12 protein-coding genes are annotated in these 17626 nt (G+C 42.2%); 5 read left to right on the top strand and 7 right to left on the bottom strand.

All coding sequences use genetic code 11. The features are described 5' to 3' along the window. Positions 1 to 32: 32 nt before the first annotated feature. Both PASHI_RS05045 and PASHI_RS05040 read right to left on the bottom strand, forming a co-directional pair. A complete protein-coding gene (locus tag PASHI_RS05045) occupies positions 33 to 1262 on the bottom strand; it encodes a hypothetical protein (protein WP_062564801.1) in 1230 nt (409 codons plus the stop codon). Further along, positions 1249 to 1866, bottom strand: a complete 618-nt coding sequence (locus PASHI_RS05040; protein ID WP_062564800.1) for a methylamine utilization protein — start codon at positions 1864 to 1866, stop codon at positions 1249 to 1251. The genes PASHI_RS05045 and PASHI_RS05040 overlap by 14 nt, the downstream gene beginning before the upstream one ends. 160 nt (positions 1867 to 2026) lie before the next feature. Here PASHI_RS05040 and PASHI_RS05035 point away from each other — a divergent pair, with 160 nt between their 5' ends. Continuing rightward, positions 2027 to 4069: a glycoside hydrolase family 97 protein gene (locus PASHI_RS05035; RefSeq protein ID WP_062564799.1), complete on the top strand. Its 2043-nt coding sequence runs from the start codon at positions 2027 to 2029 to the stop codon at positions 4067 to 4069. A 145-nt stretch (positions 4070 to 4214) separates the two neighbouring features. On the opposite strand, the gene envZ is transcribed toward PASHI_RS05035, so the two are convergent. Beyond that, positions 4215 to 5510, bottom strand: coding sequence for a two-component system sensor histidine kinase EnvZ (gene envZ, locus PASHI_RS05030; protein ID WP_054562852.1), 1296 nt, complete (start codon positions 5508 to 5510; stop codon positions 4215 to 4217). 5 nt (positions 5511 to 5515) lie between these two features. After that, positions 5516 to 6235: an osmolarity response regulator transcription factor OmpR gene (gene ompR / locus PASHI_RS05025; RefSeq protein ID WP_054554428.1), complete on the bottom strand. Its 720-nt coding sequence runs from the start codon at positions 6233 to 6235 to the stop codon at positions 5516 to 5518. Positions 6236 to 6401: 166 nt separating this feature from the next. Between ompR and greB the strand changes: the two genes are divergently transcribed. The 4 genes from greB to PASHI_RS05005 all read left to right on the top strand — a co-directional run bounded on the left by greB (position 6402) and on the right by PASHI_RS05005 (position 10386). Then, positions 6402 to 6884, top strand: a complete 483-nt coding sequence (greB, locus tag PASHI_RS05020) for a transcription elongation factor GreB (protein WP_054562853.1) — start codon at positions 6402 to 6404, stop codon at positions 6882 to 6884. A 114-nt stretch (positions 6885 to 6998) separates the two neighbouring features. Next, entirely contained in the window at positions 6999 to 7304 is a 306-nt protein-coding gene (locus PASHI_RS05015) for a hypothetical protein (protein WP_062564798.1), read from the top strand. 49 nt (positions 7305 to 7353) lie between these two features. Further along, a complete protein-coding gene (locus PASHI_RS05010) occupies positions 7354 to 7935 on the top strand; it encodes a CBS domain-containing protein (protein ID WP_062564797.1) in 582 nt (193 codons plus the stop codon). Positions 7936 to 8070: 135 nt separating this feature from the next. Further along, positions 8071 to 10386 carry a Tex family protein gene (locus tag PASHI_RS05005; protein ID WP_062564796.1) on the top strand — a complete coding sequence of 772 codons (2316 nt, stop codon included), beginning with the start codon at positions 8071 to 8073 and terminating at the stop codon, positions 10384 to 10386. 122 nt (positions 10387 to 10508) lie between these two features. On the opposite strand, the gene PASHI_RS05000 is transcribed toward PASHI_RS05005, so the two are convergent. From PASHI_RS05000 to PASHI_RS04990, 3 genes are all read right to left on the bottom strand, one after another. Beyond that, positions 10509 to 15536: a S8 family serine peptidase gene (locus PASHI_RS05000; protein ID WP_062564795.1), complete on the bottom strand. Its 5028-nt coding sequence runs from the start codon at positions 15534 to 15536 to the stop codon at positions 10509 to 10511. 279 nt (positions 15537 to 15815) lie between these two features. Continuing rightward, on the bottom strand, positions 15816 to 16547 hold the full coding sequence (locus PASHI_RS04995) for an outer membrane beta-barrel protein (RefSeq protein ID WP_062564794.1): 732 nt from the start codon (positions 16545 to 16547) through the stop codon (positions 15816 to 15818). 207 nt (positions 16548 to 16754) lie between these two features. Further along, the gene (locus PASHI_RS04990; RefSeq protein ID WP_062564793.1) at positions 16755 to 17621 is read right to left on the bottom strand and encodes a putative metalloprotease CJM1_0395 family protein; all 867 of its coding nucleotides are present in this window, start codon (positions 17619 to 17621) and stop codon (positions 16755 to 16757) included. Positions 17622 to 17626 lie beyond the last annotated feature (5 nt).

Raw genomic sequence — 17626 nt, 5'->3', positions numbered from 1 at the left:
TGTTAGTAGAAAAACTAAAAAAGTGTATGAAATTAAAAGTGCCAGCTCGCTGAAAGTTGTAATTGCTGCTGCGAGTTATGCTCATTAAATCCCATACCGGGTCTGTTTTGAGCGTCACTGCTCAGCACTGAATATTCAGCACCTACTTGCCACTTGGTCGACAGTTGATAACGCCAACTTGCGGTTAAAGCTTCTCCACGACTTTGGTTAGGATCAAATTGCCAATCATCATGATCGCTAACCTTAAAATAATCATACCTAATTGTGAGACGATGCTGGTCTAACTTGTGGCTTAATAGAACAAAATGACTATAAAAATCATTATCTACCCCACGATTTGAACCCATCGCTGTTTTACCATCAAGGATCTGCACAATAATACGGGTTTGCTTATTAAACTTATACAACCATGCCGCGCTTAAAAAGCGTGTATCCCACGCATATTGACCAGTACGGGTATTCAAAGCACCTGGATCGCCATTGTTGTCATAATAATAAACACGTAATTGCGATTTTTTTTGATAATCCCAGTGTGCACCGACGTAATAACCAAAGCGCCCATCGACTTCTTCGAAAGGTTCCACATGCTCTGCTTGCTTATCTAACTGCGTCCATTCAAAAGAATGAGGAATAGCAAAATCGATTTGTTCGTTAAAGGTGGTTTGCCTGTCATGCATAGCGAACCCTCGCCATGACAAGAGTGTTCCAGCAGGATCGTTACCTTTAAAAACCGCAGCAAAGCCTTCAAAACTATGGTTACTTCTAAATTTTCTACCTGGGCGCTTGATGTTTGCCTCTAAACCAAAGGCCCGCACCTCCTCGCCAATCCAGCTATTAATAGCAGAATTAGTGTAGTTATAAGGTGACATCCAACCACTTTGTGGGTTTTCAAGTGACATTTTTGGATAAAAGCCACCCGCTTTAACAGCCCATTTGTAACGACTTGCAGTGAGCGGTTGATATTGTAAATAAGCCTGAGTAAAACCGACTGTTAGTTCAGGATCAGGATGGGCGTTAAGCACTGTATGCGCAGACCAATCACTCGTTAACTCAAAACGACTACTCAGCATAGCTTGGGATATCACAACACCATCATGCTCTTGGTCATAACGGTATAAGCCAATTCCTTTGCGTTGATAGCTCGCTAGTTGGTCACCACGCACAGCCGAAACAGTTACCAGCCCATCATGCTCAGCAAATGCCACTGCGGGCAACCCAAAAACACTCACCAGTGCTAAAGCTTGCCATTTATTCATAATCATCAAACTCGTCACTGCTTAATTCTAGTTTTGGTAATAAGGCTTGTTTTAACTGATAACTCAATAGCTTGGCATTATTAGTCATATCGATGGTTTCTGGTGTGCTGATATCATTAAAGCGGTCATGCCAAACAGCCAAAGTAAACTTACCTTCTGGTAAGCTTAACTCAACCATACCTTGCTCATCTGTTTGCCCATAAATCCCCCCATCTACAACAACAATGTAACCCAGCATCCAGTCATGAATGTTACAGCCAAGCTCAACAACCCCCGATTGTGCAAAGTTAATCGGTTTTTCTGGTTTATCGTGGTAAAGCTTTAACTCAAATTGCTTTGTTTTAGAAAATGAATAAACGTGGTGCATGATTGAATCAAGGTTAGGAAACTCAACATTAGCCCCTTGTGGCACTGCCAACACATGAGGCACAAAGGCACGTTTTTTTTGGCTCATCGTGTAATGACTATCAAGAACTGTATCTTGTTTTGAACCTTTAAGCCAAACCACGGCATTTTTGACAGGTTGATTCTGCTTATCAACTATCTGTATTTGCTGTGCCAATAAACATTGACTAAACAATAGTAGTAGCAACAGGGTTATTCTTGTCATTTTGCTAAACCTTTTTAGGTGCTGGGCTGGATATCGCCGCGTTCACTTTGTTGAATACGTATGCAGATCTCTCGTATTAACCAGCAAGTCACTTTATGCTTTAAGGATATATGTGAATACATGACAACAATCCATAACCATAAGCCGCCAAGGAACAACAATGCGATTAACTGCCTTAATGTTAGCAGCCTTTTCAGGTACTTGCCTAGCACAAACCACAACCGTCAGTTCACCTGATGGGCAGATCAAAGTAACTATCTCAGATGAGCAACACACACCTAGCTACGAAATCAGCTTTGCCGGTAAACAAGTCATTGCTAACTCTTCGTTAGGGCTTGTTTTTAAACAACAACCAGCAATGAGCGAAGGTTACAAAATTAGCAGCCAAACTACTGATTCGGTAAAAAGCAGCTGGGAGCAACCTTGGGGTGAACGCCAAACTGTGGTTGATAACCATAACGAAGTCGCTGTTACGTTTAAAAAACCACAACCACAAGGTGGCACGTTTACGGTACGTTTTCGCGCTTTTAATGATGGTGTAGGTTTTCGATACGAATTACCAAAGCAAGCAGGCTATGATGATGTAGAAATCACTAAAGAGCTTACTGAGTTTGCTATTACAGATTCATCAGATGCAACTGCATGGTGGATACCAGCTCGTGGTTGGAACCGTTATGAGTATGTTTATAACACCACTCCACTTCATAAAGCAGCACTTGTGCACACACCATTTACTATAAAAAATAAAGAGGGTGTGCATATCAGTATTCACGAAGCTGCCCTTGTTGATTATGCAGGCATGGTTTTAAATCAACGTCGTGATGGTACTTTCCAAGCCGATCTAACACCTTGGTCAGACGGTGTCGCGGTTAAAAAACAAGGCGCATTTAATACTCCTTGGCGTACAATTCAAATTGGTGATGAAGCCGTTGATTTAATCAACTCAGATATCATCTTAAACCTAAATGAACCCAATAAACTGGGTGATGTATCTTGGGTTAAACCGGGTAAATACGTCGGTATTTGGTGGGGGATGCACATTAATGAAAATACTTGGGGTAGCGGTAAAATTCATGGTGCAACCACTGCAAACACAAAATATTACATGGACTTCGCTGCTAAATATGGCTTCGATGGTGTGCTAGTCGAAGGTTGGAATATTGGCTGGGATGGCGACTGGTTCTATAACGGTGATGTATTTAGCTTCACACAACCTTACGACGACTTTGATATTGAAGAGCTGACACGTTACGGCAAAGAAAAAGGCGTACAATTAATTGGTCACCACGAAACGTCGGGTAACGTGACTAACTACCGTAACCAAATGGAAGATGCATTTGCGTTATACGAAAAATCAAATGTCAGCCAAGTTAAAACAGGTTATGTCGCTGACGGTGGTAACATCAAGCGCATCGATGAAAACGGTATTGTGCGCAAAGAATGGCACGATGGTCAGTTCATGGTTAATGAATACCTACACAATGTGAAACTTGCTGCAAAGCATAAAATTAGTGTCAATACGCATGAGCCAGTAAAAGATACCGGCCTGCGTCGTACATACCCTAACTGGATTGCTCGAGAAGGTGCCCGTGGTCAAGAGTTTAACGCATGGGGTACACCGCCGAACCCACCAGAGCACATTCCAATGCTTGCTTTCACGCGTATGCTTGCTGGCCCAATGGACTTCACGCCAGGTATTTTTGATATGGGCTTTAACGGTTTAGGTGCCGATACCAACCGCCCACAAACAACCCTTGCGAAGCAATTAGCGCTATACGTTGTAATGTACAGCCCAATTCAAATGGCGGCAGATTTACCACGTAATTATTTAGCGAAGCCAGATGCATTCCAGTTTATTCAGGATGTACCAACTGATTGGCAACAAAGTATTGCACTACAAGGTGAAGTTGGCGATTTCGTTGTATTTGCGCGTAAAGAACGCAAGCGTGATCAATACTCAGGTAACGACTGGTATCTAGGTGCTGTTACAGACGAAAAAGCTCGCACTTTAGAAGTGAAGTTAGACTTCTTAGATAAAGGTAAAAAGTTTGAAGCGCAAATCTACCGTGACGGTGACAAAGCTGAATGGGTAAATAACCCTTACGACTTAAAAGTAGAAAAACGCATAGTGACTGCTGATGATAAGCTAACGTTAAAGCTTGCCACCAGCGGCGGCACAGCGATTCGATTTAAAGCAATCTAAGCTGCTAGTTGCTAGTTGCTAGTTGCTAGTTGCTAAAAAATTATGAAAAGCGCGGCATTTGATGTCGCTTTTTTTTATTGCCATAAAAAAGCAGCCCACTCGGGCTGCTTGAAACTTATAGCTTAAGGCTTAAAGCTAAATACTTTTAAAAAGGCAAATAGATTTGTGCGCTGAGGCCTCCCTCTGGGCGATTAAGTAGTTGTACTCGGCCGCCGTGCATATCGACAATACGTTTAATTATCGCAAGGCCTAAGCCACTGCCTTCGCTACCGCGAGCGGCATCACCTTGTTTAAACGGTTCAAATACAGTTTCAAGTTCGCTTTCTGGGATCCCCGGGCCGTGATCGTTAACCACGACCATGGCAAACTTTTTATTACTGCTCACGCGGGTTTCAACCTCTATATCACCATCTGAATAGCGAATTGCGTTTTCAATCATATTAGTAACAACACGCTTTATTGCTACCATACTCACTGGCACTTCGCTTAAGCTTGGATTCTCTTTAAAGGTAATAGTGCGGTGATGTTTTTGTTCTGCTTCGACAACTTCTGAAACAATCGCGTTTAAGTCTTCTAGCTCAAGTTCTTCACGTTTGTGATGGCGTAAATATTCAATGAATTGGTCAATAATGGCATTCATGTCTTCAATATCATGAATGATCCCTTCACGCAGGTAATCTTCATCGTCCGACATCATTTCGGTGGCAAGGCGAATACGTGTAAGCGGCGTACGTAGGTCATGGGAAACACCTGCCATTAATAACCGACGGTCATTCTCAAGAGCTGCAATACCACGCGACATTTGATTAAACGCACGGGTTACTTCAATAACTTCAGTAGAGCCTTGTTCTTCTAATTTGGTAGAAAAGTCACCCACCCCTACTTTCACAGCTGCTTGTTGCAATGCTTTTAAAGGTCTATTTAGATGACGGGCAAACAACCACCCACCGAGTACACTTAAAAAGCCAATACTCGATAAATAAAAGGTTAAGAACTTTAAGTTGTTTTCTTGCAGGCCGGTGAGCGGCACACGCACCCAATAACCCGGTGCTTGCGGTGCTTCAACCCAATAAACAAGTGGATCGGTTTGGCTAATACGTACTCGAGCAGAGCCATTGAGCTCTTTCGACATACTGCGCGAAAGCATCGAGTACTCACGAGTTTCAGCCAACCCTTCACTCATCGCTTGGCGCTGGGTCATCACTTCGATACCGGTGATCTCAAAAAACTTATCTGAGGCTTCTTTGCTTACCTCAACCCCTTCTTCCCATTCGATAAACACGGTTTTCACCTGTTTAGATAGGATCAGGTTTACTTGTTCTATAGTTGGTTTAACAACATAAAAACTAACCGTGATATAAGAGACAATTTGATTGATTAACAGCAGGGCTGCAACCAAAAATACCGTTTGTCCAAACGCACTACGTGGAAACATGCCCATTACTGTTATTTTTCACCGTCTGGCACAAATACGTAGCCTAAGCCCCATACTGTTTGTATATAACGAGGATTAGCAGCATCCACTTCAATCATACGGCGTAAGCGTGAAACCTGAACATCGATACTGCGCTCAAGCGCACTGTAATCTCGGCCACGCGCTAAGTTCATCAGTTTATCGCGACTAAGCGGTTCACGTGGATGAGTCACTAACGCTTTTAATACCGCAAACTCACCACTGGTTAACGACATTGTTTTATCACCATGGCTCATTTCGCGGGTCGCAAGGTTTAGCGTGAAGTCGCCAAAGCTAATTTCGTTTTCTTCGGCAGCAGGCGCACCAGGCACTTCTTTAGCACGACGACGTAAAATTGCTTTAATACGCGCTAACAGTTCACGTGGGTTGAATGGTTTAGGAATGTAATCATCAGCACCAAGCTCTAAACCGATTATACGGTCAACTTCATCGCCTTTGGCTGTAAGCATTACAATTGGAATGTCATTTTCTTTTTGGCGTAAACGACGGCAAATTGATAACCCATCTTCACCTGGTAACATTAAATCTAATACAATCAAGTGGAAGTTCTCGCGCTCTAATAAGCGATCCATCTGCTCTGAATTTGCTGCTGAGCGAACAATAAAGCCTTGTTCTACAAGGTAACGCTCTAGCAAGCTACGTAAGCGCATATCGTCATCAACAACCAATACTTTTGTCGTTTCGTGTCCCATAACTTTCATTCTTTTTGTAATATGTTACTTATTAATATAAATGAAAAAGTTAAGAATAAAAAACGAATTACGCGCTTAGATTGTTACTGAACATTTCAAAATCCCACTCGACAAAGGTAAAAGACTTTTATACCTTGCGGCTGGTTTTCTTTTTAGGCTGAATAAAATGGCAAAGACAAATTTAATAACCCGAGAAGGGTATCAGCAATTACAACAAGAACATGATTATTTATGGCATGAAAAACGTCCTGAAATTACCAAAATTGTTACTTGGGCAGCAAGCTTAGGCGACCGTTCAGAAAACGCAGATTATCAATTTAATAAGCGAGTTTTACGACAGATAGATCGCCGTGTACGCTATCTTCGTAAACGCATGCCAGATCTTAAAATTGTTGACTACAACCCACAGCAAGCGGGAAAAGTGTTTTTTGGTGCTTGGGTCGAAATTGAGAATGAGCAAGGCGAAACAAAGCGCTTTCGTATTGTCGGCCCCGACGAAATTTACGAGCGCAAAGATTACATTTCGATTGATGCACCTATGGCTCGAGCGCTACTTGGCAAACAGGTTGATGATGATTTTTCGGTGAACACGCCTGAAGGCGCAAAAGAATGGTATATCAACGAGATAACTTATCCGGATGCGAAATAATTTTTGCCAGAAAATTCAGAAAGCGTTAATTAGTGATTGTTTAGTCTAAAAATGTGATCTATAACTAAAGGTACTCAAGATAAATCATTACTTGAGTTTTAGAAGGTAGTAAGTATGTCAAACGCAATACAACGCATAATGAGTAATGCCATTGTATTCGCACTATTAATTAGTGTGAGTTTGATATCTTACGCCAGTGATATAGAAAGCCATTCAGACAGTGTTACGCCAACCGCTCACTTTATTGCGTGTGATAGTGCAGACCCTGCCAACTTAGATACCGACCTCGATAAACATACTCCTGCGTTCATTGCTAATGTAGCCCAACCACTGCCAAATGCACGTGTGGTTTCGTATGTTCACCCTTGTAATAAGGTGTCTGTTTATAGCGCGCACCAGCGAGGGCCACCTGCTTTTTAATTAACTCAAATTTTCTATTTCAGTTTTATTAAAATGTATGGTGACCAAAATGAATAATTTCAAAGAATTACGTCTTCAAGATATCTCTAATGGCGCATTATCTAATGCAGTGAATGAAGTTGAGCCAACACTAGATCTCACTTCTCCAGCTTTAAAAGTACTTAATAGCTTTACTAAAAAAGACCCTTTACGTGCACATTACGGCACCACTATTGTTGATGCTTTAAAGCAAACAAATAGCTGTTGCTCAGATTTTATTTTAGTGGTTGATAGCGAAGATAAACTACTCGGTATCACCTCTAGTGCTGATCTGCAAAGCTCAAAAATTATGATCCTTGCACAGCGCTTGAACTTACACCGTGACGAAATTACCTTACACGATGTAATGACGCCACTTAGCAGCTTAGCTGGTGTGAGCCTACAAAGTATCAGCTACGCAAGTATTGGCGATGCACTGCAAACCATGGAACACCAAGGTATGATGTTCTTATTAGTAACCAGTGCTAAACAAGAAATATGTGGTTTGATTTCAGCTCGAGAGATCGCTAAAAAATTACATATCCCTGTTAATATCAACCCAATTGCTAATGGCTTTAGCGAAGTATTACAGCAGGTTGATCACCCGCACTAAGCGTTAAAATCTGCGTTGTGTAAGACTATTTTTGCAGGCCTTAAAAGCAGTGCTTTTAAGGCCTTCTTATTGTGATATTATTCAGGCAATTAATCTTCAGTTTTACTGATTTTCTATTTTTAAAAAGGTTTATGCATGAGCAATATCTCTGCACGCTTAGCAACAGAGCTAAGTGCCCAGCAACCACAGGTTGTTGCTGCAATCAAATTACTTGATGAAGGTGCCACAGTTCCTTTTATCGCCCGTTATCGTAAAGAAGTAACTGGTGGCTTAGATGACACGCAACTACGTTTACTTGAACAGCGCTTATCGTATTTACGTGAATTAGAAGAACGCCGTAGCTTTATCCTTAATACTATTGAAGAGCAAGGCAAGCTAACAGCCGAACTAAGTGCTGATATTAATAACGCTGACAGTAAAACTGAGCTTGAAGATTTATATCTGCCTTTCAAACCTAAACGTCGTACAAAAGGGCAAATTGCCATTGAAGCGGGTATTGAGCCGCTTGCCGATGCGCTATTTAACGACCCAAGTCTCGACCCTGAAAAACAAGCAAATGAATACATAAATGCTGATGCAGGCTTTGCAGATAATAAAGCAGTGCTAGATGGCGCTAAATTTATCTTAATGGAACGCTTTGCTGAAGACGCCAAACTGCTAGCTAAATTCCGTAGTCATATCGCACAACATGGTCAAATTGAAAGTACTGTAATCGCTGGTCAAGAAAATGAAGGCGTAAAGTACCGCGACTACTTTGAGCATCAAGAACCGCTTAAAAAAGTACCATCACACCGTGCACTTGCTATGCTGCGTGCTCGTAATGAAGGCGTATTACAACTTAGTATCAACCCTGAGCCAAGCGCAGAAAACCCGGCGCAAGTGTGTGCACAAATGGTTGCCGATCATTATCGCTTAGATGTTAGCAATTCTGCTGCAAGCAGTTGGTTAATGGGCGTAGTGCAATGGGCATGGAAAATTAAGTTAAGCCTTCACCTTGAGAATGAATTTTTAGGTGCAATGCGCGAAAAAGCAGAAACCGGCGCAATTGACGTTTTTGCTAAGAACTTAAAAGATTTATTAATGGCCGCTCCAGCAGGTCCACGTACCACGTTAGGTCTAGATCCTGGTTTACGTACTGGTTGTAAAATTGCTGTTGTAGATAGCACAGGCAAGCTGTTAACAACACAAACGATTTTCCCGCACGCACCACAAAATCATTGGGATAAATCGCTTCGTACTCTTGAGCAATTATGCCGCCAGCATAAAGTTGAGCTAATCGCTATTGGTAATGGTACCGCTTCACGTGAATCTGACAAATTAGTAGCTGAACTGATTAAAGCCAACACTGAGCTTAAACTTAATAAAGTGATGGTTAGTGAAGCAGGCGCTTCTGTTTATTCGGCATCTGAGTTTGCCGCTAATGAATTCCCTAACCTTGATGTTTCACTACGTGGTGCTGTGTCTATTGCACGCCGCTTACAAGATCCACTTGCTGAGCTGGTAAAAATTGAGCCTAAATCAATCGGTGTAGGTCAATATCAGCACGATGTATCGCAAAGCCAACTTGGTCAAACGCTAACATCAGTGGTTGAAGACTGTGTAAACTCAGTAGGTGTAGACCTAAATATGGCGTCAGTGCCACTACTTACTCGCGTATCTGGCTTAAACAAAACGTTAGCACAAAATATCGTTAGCTACCGTGATGCGAATGGCTCATTTAGCAAACGCTCTGAACTTAAAAAAGTTGAACGTTTAGGGCCTAAAGCCTTTGAACAAGCTGCCGGTTTCTTACGTATCAGCACAGGCTCAGATCCTCTTGATAACTCGTCAGTTCACCCTGAAGCCTACCCGGTTGTTAAGCGTATCTGCGAGAAGAACAGCTTAGATGTAAACAGCCTAATTGGTAACTCTGACATCCTAAATAAGCTCGTTGCAAACGACTACACAGACGAAAAATTTGGTTTACCAACGGTTACCGACATTATCAAAGAACTTGATAAACCGGGTCGTGACCCGCGTCCTGAGTTTAAAACAGCTGAATTTAAAGCCGGTGTTGAAACCATTAACGACCTAAAACCAGGTATGATTTTAGAAGGTGTAGTGTCTAACGTTGCTAACTTTGGTGCCTTCGTTGATGTGGGCGTACACCAAGATGGTTTAGTGCATATTTCTGCGATTACTAACAAGTTTATTTCTGACCCACGTGAAGTGGTTAAAGCTGGCGATATTGTAAAAGTAAAAGTAGTTGAAGTAGATGCTGCGCGTAAACGTATTAGCTTTACCATGCGTTTAGACGATGATGTTGATACTAGCAATAAAGCTGCACCCGCTAGCAAACCTAAGCCAGCTGCGAAAGCGAAAAGCGCACCTAAGCAAAAACGCGAATTTGGCAATGTTGCCATGGGTAATGCCTTTGCAGATGCATTTGCCAATGCAAAAGTGAAAAAATAATAGGCTGTAGGCATAAGTCGAAAAAACCGCGTAAGTGTAAACTTACGCGGTTTTTTATTTGTATAGCAATTTAATCAGTCTCGTTGCTATGAAAGGCTCAATAAACTGAGCCTTTATCGCTATTACTTACGACGACGAAGTGCAAGTAATGGCAGGAGTAACACAATGAAGTGACCTAATGAGCCGCTTGAAGAGCTCTTTGTTTCAGCTTCAGTTTCTGGTGTTACTTGTGAAGCGAATTCACAGCTACCATCATCTTCATTCGCAGTCGCATCATAGTTAGTTGCAGCAGCATCAGTACAGCCGAGCTCTACACCATCAGACTCAACCATAAGCAAGAATTCTTTGCTTACTTTGTCTGCTGGGTTTGCTTTGTCTTGTACTGTAACAGTCACCATTGTTTCACCATGGAAATGTGCATCAGGGATTAAGTTAAACGACATTCCGTCAACTTCAGCCGTAACATTCTCACCGGTTACCACTAATTCATTTGGCGACTGGTCTGCATCAACAACCATCACATCAACACCATCGATACGGCCATTTTCTGCTACCGTCATATCAGCGATGTCGCTCATTTTCAGGTTGCTTTGTACGCCGATTGAGTGCATTAACGAGCCACCTTCTTGGCTACCTAGTTGGTAATCAAGGGTGATATCTTGCACAGAACCTTTCGCATCAGGCATAACCGTAGCAGTAAAGTTAAACTCAACTTCACTTTGCTCTGGGCCAACATAATCAAAACAGATCACTAAGTCATCTTGTAAGATCTTGCCAAGGTCGTCATAACCAACCACATTGCTTAATGCACCGTCTTTAAAGCCGGCAGTTGTAGAGTAAACACTATCACCACCTTCAATAAAGATAGTCCCTTCATCAACACCTGCGCCTAGGTTATCGTAAGCAAAAATAGCTTCGAACATACCTTCATGGTCATCGATACCACTACGTAAAATCACTTCATAGTCAAACGTGTCGCCTGTGTATTTATCAGTCACATTATCGAATTCCATGAATACGAGATCACCTAAGTCAGGACGCTCTTCTTTATACTGAGAAGCAATCGTTAGACCTGTTGGATCCGTTGGATGGCGAAGATTTTCGATTTCAAACGAACCACGCCAGAATGGTGCCAATGCTTCAACTAAGAAACCAGGACCGCGGTGTGCACTCATCATCCACCAAATAGGTGTGAACTGCATTGCACCTGTTGGGTGTAAACGTACTTCGTTATTATTTACTTGGTTGTAAATTTCAAACTTCGCACCCTCTTTATAGAATAACCAATCAATTGGCACATCAAAGTACACATTTGAGCCACCTTCATACCAAGCAGCTTCAGGTTGAATGCGGAAATCACCCCATAAATCGATATATCCTCCTGTCGAGAATTCATCAATCATTGGCGTTTTACACATCTCATTAGTGATGTTGTTAGTTACCACATAATCACGTTGTACGTTACGCGTTGCGTCTTGTGTACCTTGAATAGTTAACGTGTTGCCTTCTACAACTAACGAAGCTGCAACTTCTTCATTGTTTGAAGTTAGCGTTTCAGGCCAAACTTGCATGCCATCAGGAATCGTCAAAGACAATGAATAGTCACGCGCTTTAGATTCATAGTTGGCTTTAAGTTTTACATTAACGTTAACTAGGTCCATAGCGCGAGCAGTGTCTTGGTCAACATTTAAAGTAAGTGCTTCTGCATCACGCTTTAAATTAACCGATGTGAAACCAAGGGTGCCTTCAGCTCCCGCAGCATTACCTAATGCAAAGCCGCCATAATAAACATCATTCGGTTGCGCATCTGGTAAATCCCAATTTACAGCAATTTCATAGTTACCATTGCCGCTGTGCTGCTGTGGCGCTGATACACTGAATTCACCGGTATTTTGCTCTTTAACAATCGCATAATGTGTGACAGTTTGATAGCCAACATCACGAGCACCCGCAAGCGCTGCGGTCGCAAACCAGTATTTACCAGGCTTAGGGTCAATAATGTTACAGTAGTTATCTTCAACACTACTTGAAGAATAACAAATCATTTCCTCATTAAGCGCTTTGATCAGTGCAGTAGAATCTTCCGCAATCTCTTCATCAGACACCATGAATGAGCCGCTTTCATTAGCATCATAACCCACAACCAAGTGTGCTTTTTTCATTTGCCAGCGAGGCTCAGCAAGATCTTCTAAATCTGTAGTTTGCTCGGTAGATGCAACTTTAACCATTAAGCGTTTTGTACCTTCTGGTACTTCAAATGCCTGGATATCCCACGCTTTTTCAACGCGGTCTTTTGTCACATAAGGTGCAACACCTAAGATATTTGCGGTAACTTCTGTTGGTTTTACTAGACCATAATAAGTCGGCGTAAATTCACTGTAGCTATCGGTATTAACAACGATTGATTCTGATGCACTTGCACGTGCCATATCGATATCAACCATGGTTGGTAGCTCATCAATGACGTTTTTCGCAACTAATGTGAAATGAGCATCAGGCGAGTCGCCATTAGTGTTCTTGAATAACACTTTACCGTTGAACCAAGCATCTTTATTTAAGATATTGTCCCAAGGTGCACCTTCTTCAACAGGATCAAGCTTAGATTCGATGATATTTGGCAACTTCATAGTAACCATCACATCCTGTGTTTCACCAGCTTGAAGTGTGAAATTACTTGGTGTTACGCTAACTTCTACACCAAAGCTTTCTTCTTCACCTTCAACAGCCCAACCATAAGCAGTTGCATCCCAAGTACCATCTTTTGTTGCCTTAACTGTACGCATCCACGTACATTCAAGTTCGCAGTCTTGGTTAACTAACGAAGGTAGGTTAAGCCACTCTACTAAACCACCATTGCGCGGGTTCGCATCATGATAGTTTTCAATAGTCTCATCCATGATAAGACCCGCATTGGCAGCTTGTGCTACGTCAATCGCACCGCCACCAGCCATGAAGTTGTAGTATGGGTCAATTAAAGTAACGCCGTTAGAAATACGTACTTTGTTCGCAGTCATCATTAGTGCTGATTGAATTTCTGCAGGCGTCCAATCAGGGTGCATTTGCATAAGTAGCGTCATTGCACCAGTAACATGCGGCGTAGCCATTGAAGTACCACTCATGAAAGTCCAATCAGATGCACGAGGGTTAGCTGTAAATGGTTGGTCATCAGCATTCGCTGCGTAAATATCCACACCTGGTGCCGTCACATCTGGAACAAGGTTATTGATGTAATAACTTGGCCCCATAGAACTAAAGATAGCAAGTTGATTACCTGCTTCTTCATCAAATGAATAGTTATTTTCTGGCTCGCCTATTGTCGCAATAGCAGCGCCATCTGGGTTAGCATTAACCCAATTACGAATTGTATAGCGTGCATTGGCTGGTAAGTGAATACCTGGGATCACATAGTTATCAGCAACAATGTTTTCTGTCGAGCTAATGTTTTGCAAAATGAAGCCACCTGCTCCACCAGCTGCCACGTTCTTTGCTTTGTCGACACGCGCAATGTCACCACGTAAACATACTACAATTTGGTCAGCCGTAAACGTGCCTGCTGGGAAAGGGGCATTACAACTTGCAGCATCGTAATCATCACTTTCATTCGGGTCATCGTATTTTTCAGCAAGTACAACTTCACCTGTGATACCGCCAGAGAAACTCTTACCTGTATACTCACCAGCAAAAGGCGCGCGAGTGCCTTGGAAGTTATTGATGGTTTTAGCACCTAGGTCCATTACACGATCATGGGTTGATGCACCTACTGTGGTTACCCAAGGCGAAGTATGATCCGCAGACATATAATATGGGCCTGAGTTACCCGCTGCTGCTACTGAAATACCTGCTTCACGCGCACTTAAGAAAGCCATTTCCATTGGGTCTTCCCACGGGAAGCTTTCACCACCACCAATTGAGAAGTTGATTGCATCTACACCATCTTCAATTGCATCTTCAAATGCGGATAAGATAGCTGACTCAGGACAGCCAGAATATAGATCACCTGAGTTTCCTGCATAACACACTTGGTACGAAATAATGTGCGCACGAGGTGCCACACCACTGGTACTTTCAAACGTAAATGGTAAGTTTTCACCATCACTTACTTTCTCACCGGTTGCAGCTTGAAGCGGTGTGTTTTCGATGTAATTACCCGCCGTAGTGCTTGCTGTGTGAGAACCGTGACCATTGTAGTCTTCACCATTTTCAGGACGGCGATCTGCACGTGCAAATTGATAATCAGCATTCATTGCAGTGATTTCTGGGTATGAGCGAACACCAATTAGCTTATCATTACATAGCTCAGGTTCTTCCTCACAGTCGCCTACAAAGTTACCTGCACCTAGTGGATTTTTCTCACTGTATTGTTCGTCGCTAGCAAATGCTGGATGGTCTGTATTGATACCTGTATCAATAATACCTACAACCATACCTTCACCTTTAACACCTACCGATGAAGCCGGTGTTGCACCCTGCCATAATTGATCAGCACCAATAAACTCAGGACCACGGTCTGTGCGTAATTCAAAAATGCGGTTAGGAGTAATACGCTTTACGCCTGATTGTGTCGCAAGTAGCTCTGCATCAGCTTGTGTCATTTCGACCACTACCGCGTTATTTGCAAGAGTAAATTGCTTTTTAATCGCAATATTGGCACCTATTGCACGCGCCTTACTTAATACTGCTGTTTGACGTTGCTTTAAAAAACCTTGATACGCGCGCACACTTTGCGACGCTGTATCAATACGCTCTTTAACCATTAAAGAGCGAGATTCAGTAATAGCTGTAGCGCTGAAACCTTGAATATCACCTTGATAACTTGCCACAGGCTCATCATGCATTTGCACAATGTAAGTTTGAATGCCTGTCACCCCATCTTGAGGTTGAAAAACATGTTCCGGCTGCTGACTTTGATAGTGCTGGTTTAAGCGTTGAGCACTCCCTTTGAGTAAGCTTGGATGATCTTCGATTTGTTTTTCTTGTTGATAATTCGCGATATCTTCAGCTGTAAATGTTGGCTGATAAAAGCCTTTATCTGACACTTTGTTAAAGCCAGGCTCTGCCGCAGCATAGCCTGTAGCACCAACATACAAGGCTGTAAGTACGGCTACTGAACTTTTCTTCAAGTGTGCGATTTTCTTATTGCAAGGTTGCATATGATTCCCACTGATTTAATTCTAAACAGCTCATAAATTGCTTGAGCTGACACACTAAATTATTTAGCAGGCAAACATATACAGAGGGGGGGTTACATGGTCAAACCGACCTGTACACACTTGAGACACAAAATTAACATTAAATAAACACCAGAGCGGTAAAAACAAACGCATTGCAGGATATTTATACAAAATGTAGCGTTTTGTACAAAATACGATTACAGAAACAAAGTGAGTAGTGAAAACAGCTAGGGAAAGGCATCCCTAGCTGCTAAAAAATTAGAAGTTATAACGAACCGAAAGTGCAAGGTCTGAGTAATCATTTGCATCACGATAGCTTGCGCTTATCAGCCAAGCTGGTGTAAAGGCATAGTTTGCCCCTACATGAAATACAGCATTATTTTCGCTCTCTTCGTCGTGCAAACGCTCGTAGCCAACGCCAGCGTTGATCTCAAATGAATCAGTTAATAGATGTCTGATTTGCGCGTTAGCAGACAAAATATCTGCGGTTTCTGAATTTGAGTGATTCTCTGAAAAGCTATTAAAAACTTGATCTTGGTATGAGACAACTTCTTTAACATTAAGGTCAATTTCTCTCTTTAACTGGCCAATCTTTGCTGAAAAATCAACTTTAGTGCGATCGGATAGCGAATAAATATAACCTAAACCAATTTCGTAACACGTCATATCAATATCATAATCGAAAGTATAAGCTATGACAGTATCACCTAAATAATTATCATTGCTATCGTAAACACCTGAGCCATTGAATTCATTCGTTGCAGTCACATCATCATTTAAAATTGAATAATGACCTGTAACATACCAATTCTCAGCAAACTGCTTACTGAAATTAAAGCCATAACCTTTAAGAGATCGCTCATCTAAGCCATCAATTTCTGTCTTTTTATATCCTGCTTCAACAAAGTCATAGCTTAGAGGCGAGGTGTTTTCTGCCATGACAGCGGTAGAAGCAAGTGATAATGCGCAAGCAAGAAGAGTGTATTTCATTGTTTAATCATCCTAATTATAAATCGTGGACAATCTACCAAAGCGAGTAAGGACCCGCAATGGAAACAATATTCGTTTTTGTAGTCTAAATGTAAGAAACTGTTAGAGTAATTAATAAATTAAGTGAGTAGTTATGTAGTATTTAAACTTCGTTAGCGACAAGTTTTAACCACAAAGTGATTAACTGATACTGTTAATTGATATTAGTTAAATAAAGGCAGAGAACTGGTTTTGGTTAGTGGGCGAAGTAGCTGCTTGATAAAAATTAGCAATACGCGCTGCACGCTCGTCTACTTCAACATCACGCTTGGCTGTTTTAGTTTCGCTGGTTTGAGTAGCGCTATCTTCGGCATACTCACTGTTTATTTTGAAAGTCGATTTGCCTGAGTCAGCATCGCCATCAGCTGATTGACTGGCAAGCTCAGCTTGCGCTGCCATAAGCTTTTGTGTGGCATCGGCAGCAATTGAGCGGTCAGCACTTGAAGGCTCTTGTGGTGCAAGCGCAGCTGCACGCACCGTCTGCATTTTTTCGATTGTAGCTTTTGGGTCGCCTTTAATTTCAGCAACGTCAATTTGCACCTCGCCGCCCACGGCATAGTTTGTACCATCAGGGCCGCGTTGATACTCATAGCTTGGCGAGCCAGCATATTGCCCCCCTACGGTTGCATGCGCTTGTTCATGAATACGCACTTCGGTATCTCGGGCTTTTAGCTCTTTAATTTGCTCAGCGTCTTGTTGCTCTTGCTCAGCAACCTTTTGCTCTTTTTGCTGCTCTTGTTTAGCTTCTTGCTGTTCTTGCTCTGATTGTTCAGGCTCACCCTGCTCACCACCTTGCTGACGTTCTTCAATCACCTTGTCTTCAGCTAGACGACCTTTAGCATCATAGGTACCAGCCTCAGAACCTGGCTGCTTGGTTTTGTCGCCATCATTCAGGGTTTTATTTTCTGCGTTACTCGGCTTGGTAGCAGCAGGAGGCGGGATCACTTCACGTAACTGATTATCACGGCGAGCACTTTCGGTGTGCACATTCGCTGTGTTGATATTAATCGAAGGAAACGGAGTGACGATATTCATAAGTA

It is taken from the genome of Pseudoalteromonas shioyasakiensis, from assembly GCF_001550135.1.
GTDB classification, from domain to species: Bacteria; Pseudomonadota; Gammaproteobacteria; order Enterobacterales; family Alteromonadaceae; genus Pseudoalteromonas; species Pseudoalteromonas shioyasakiensis.
The sequence above is the reverse complement of the archived record's forward strand: the minus strand, read 5'-3'. Positions and strand labels throughout refer to the sequence as shown.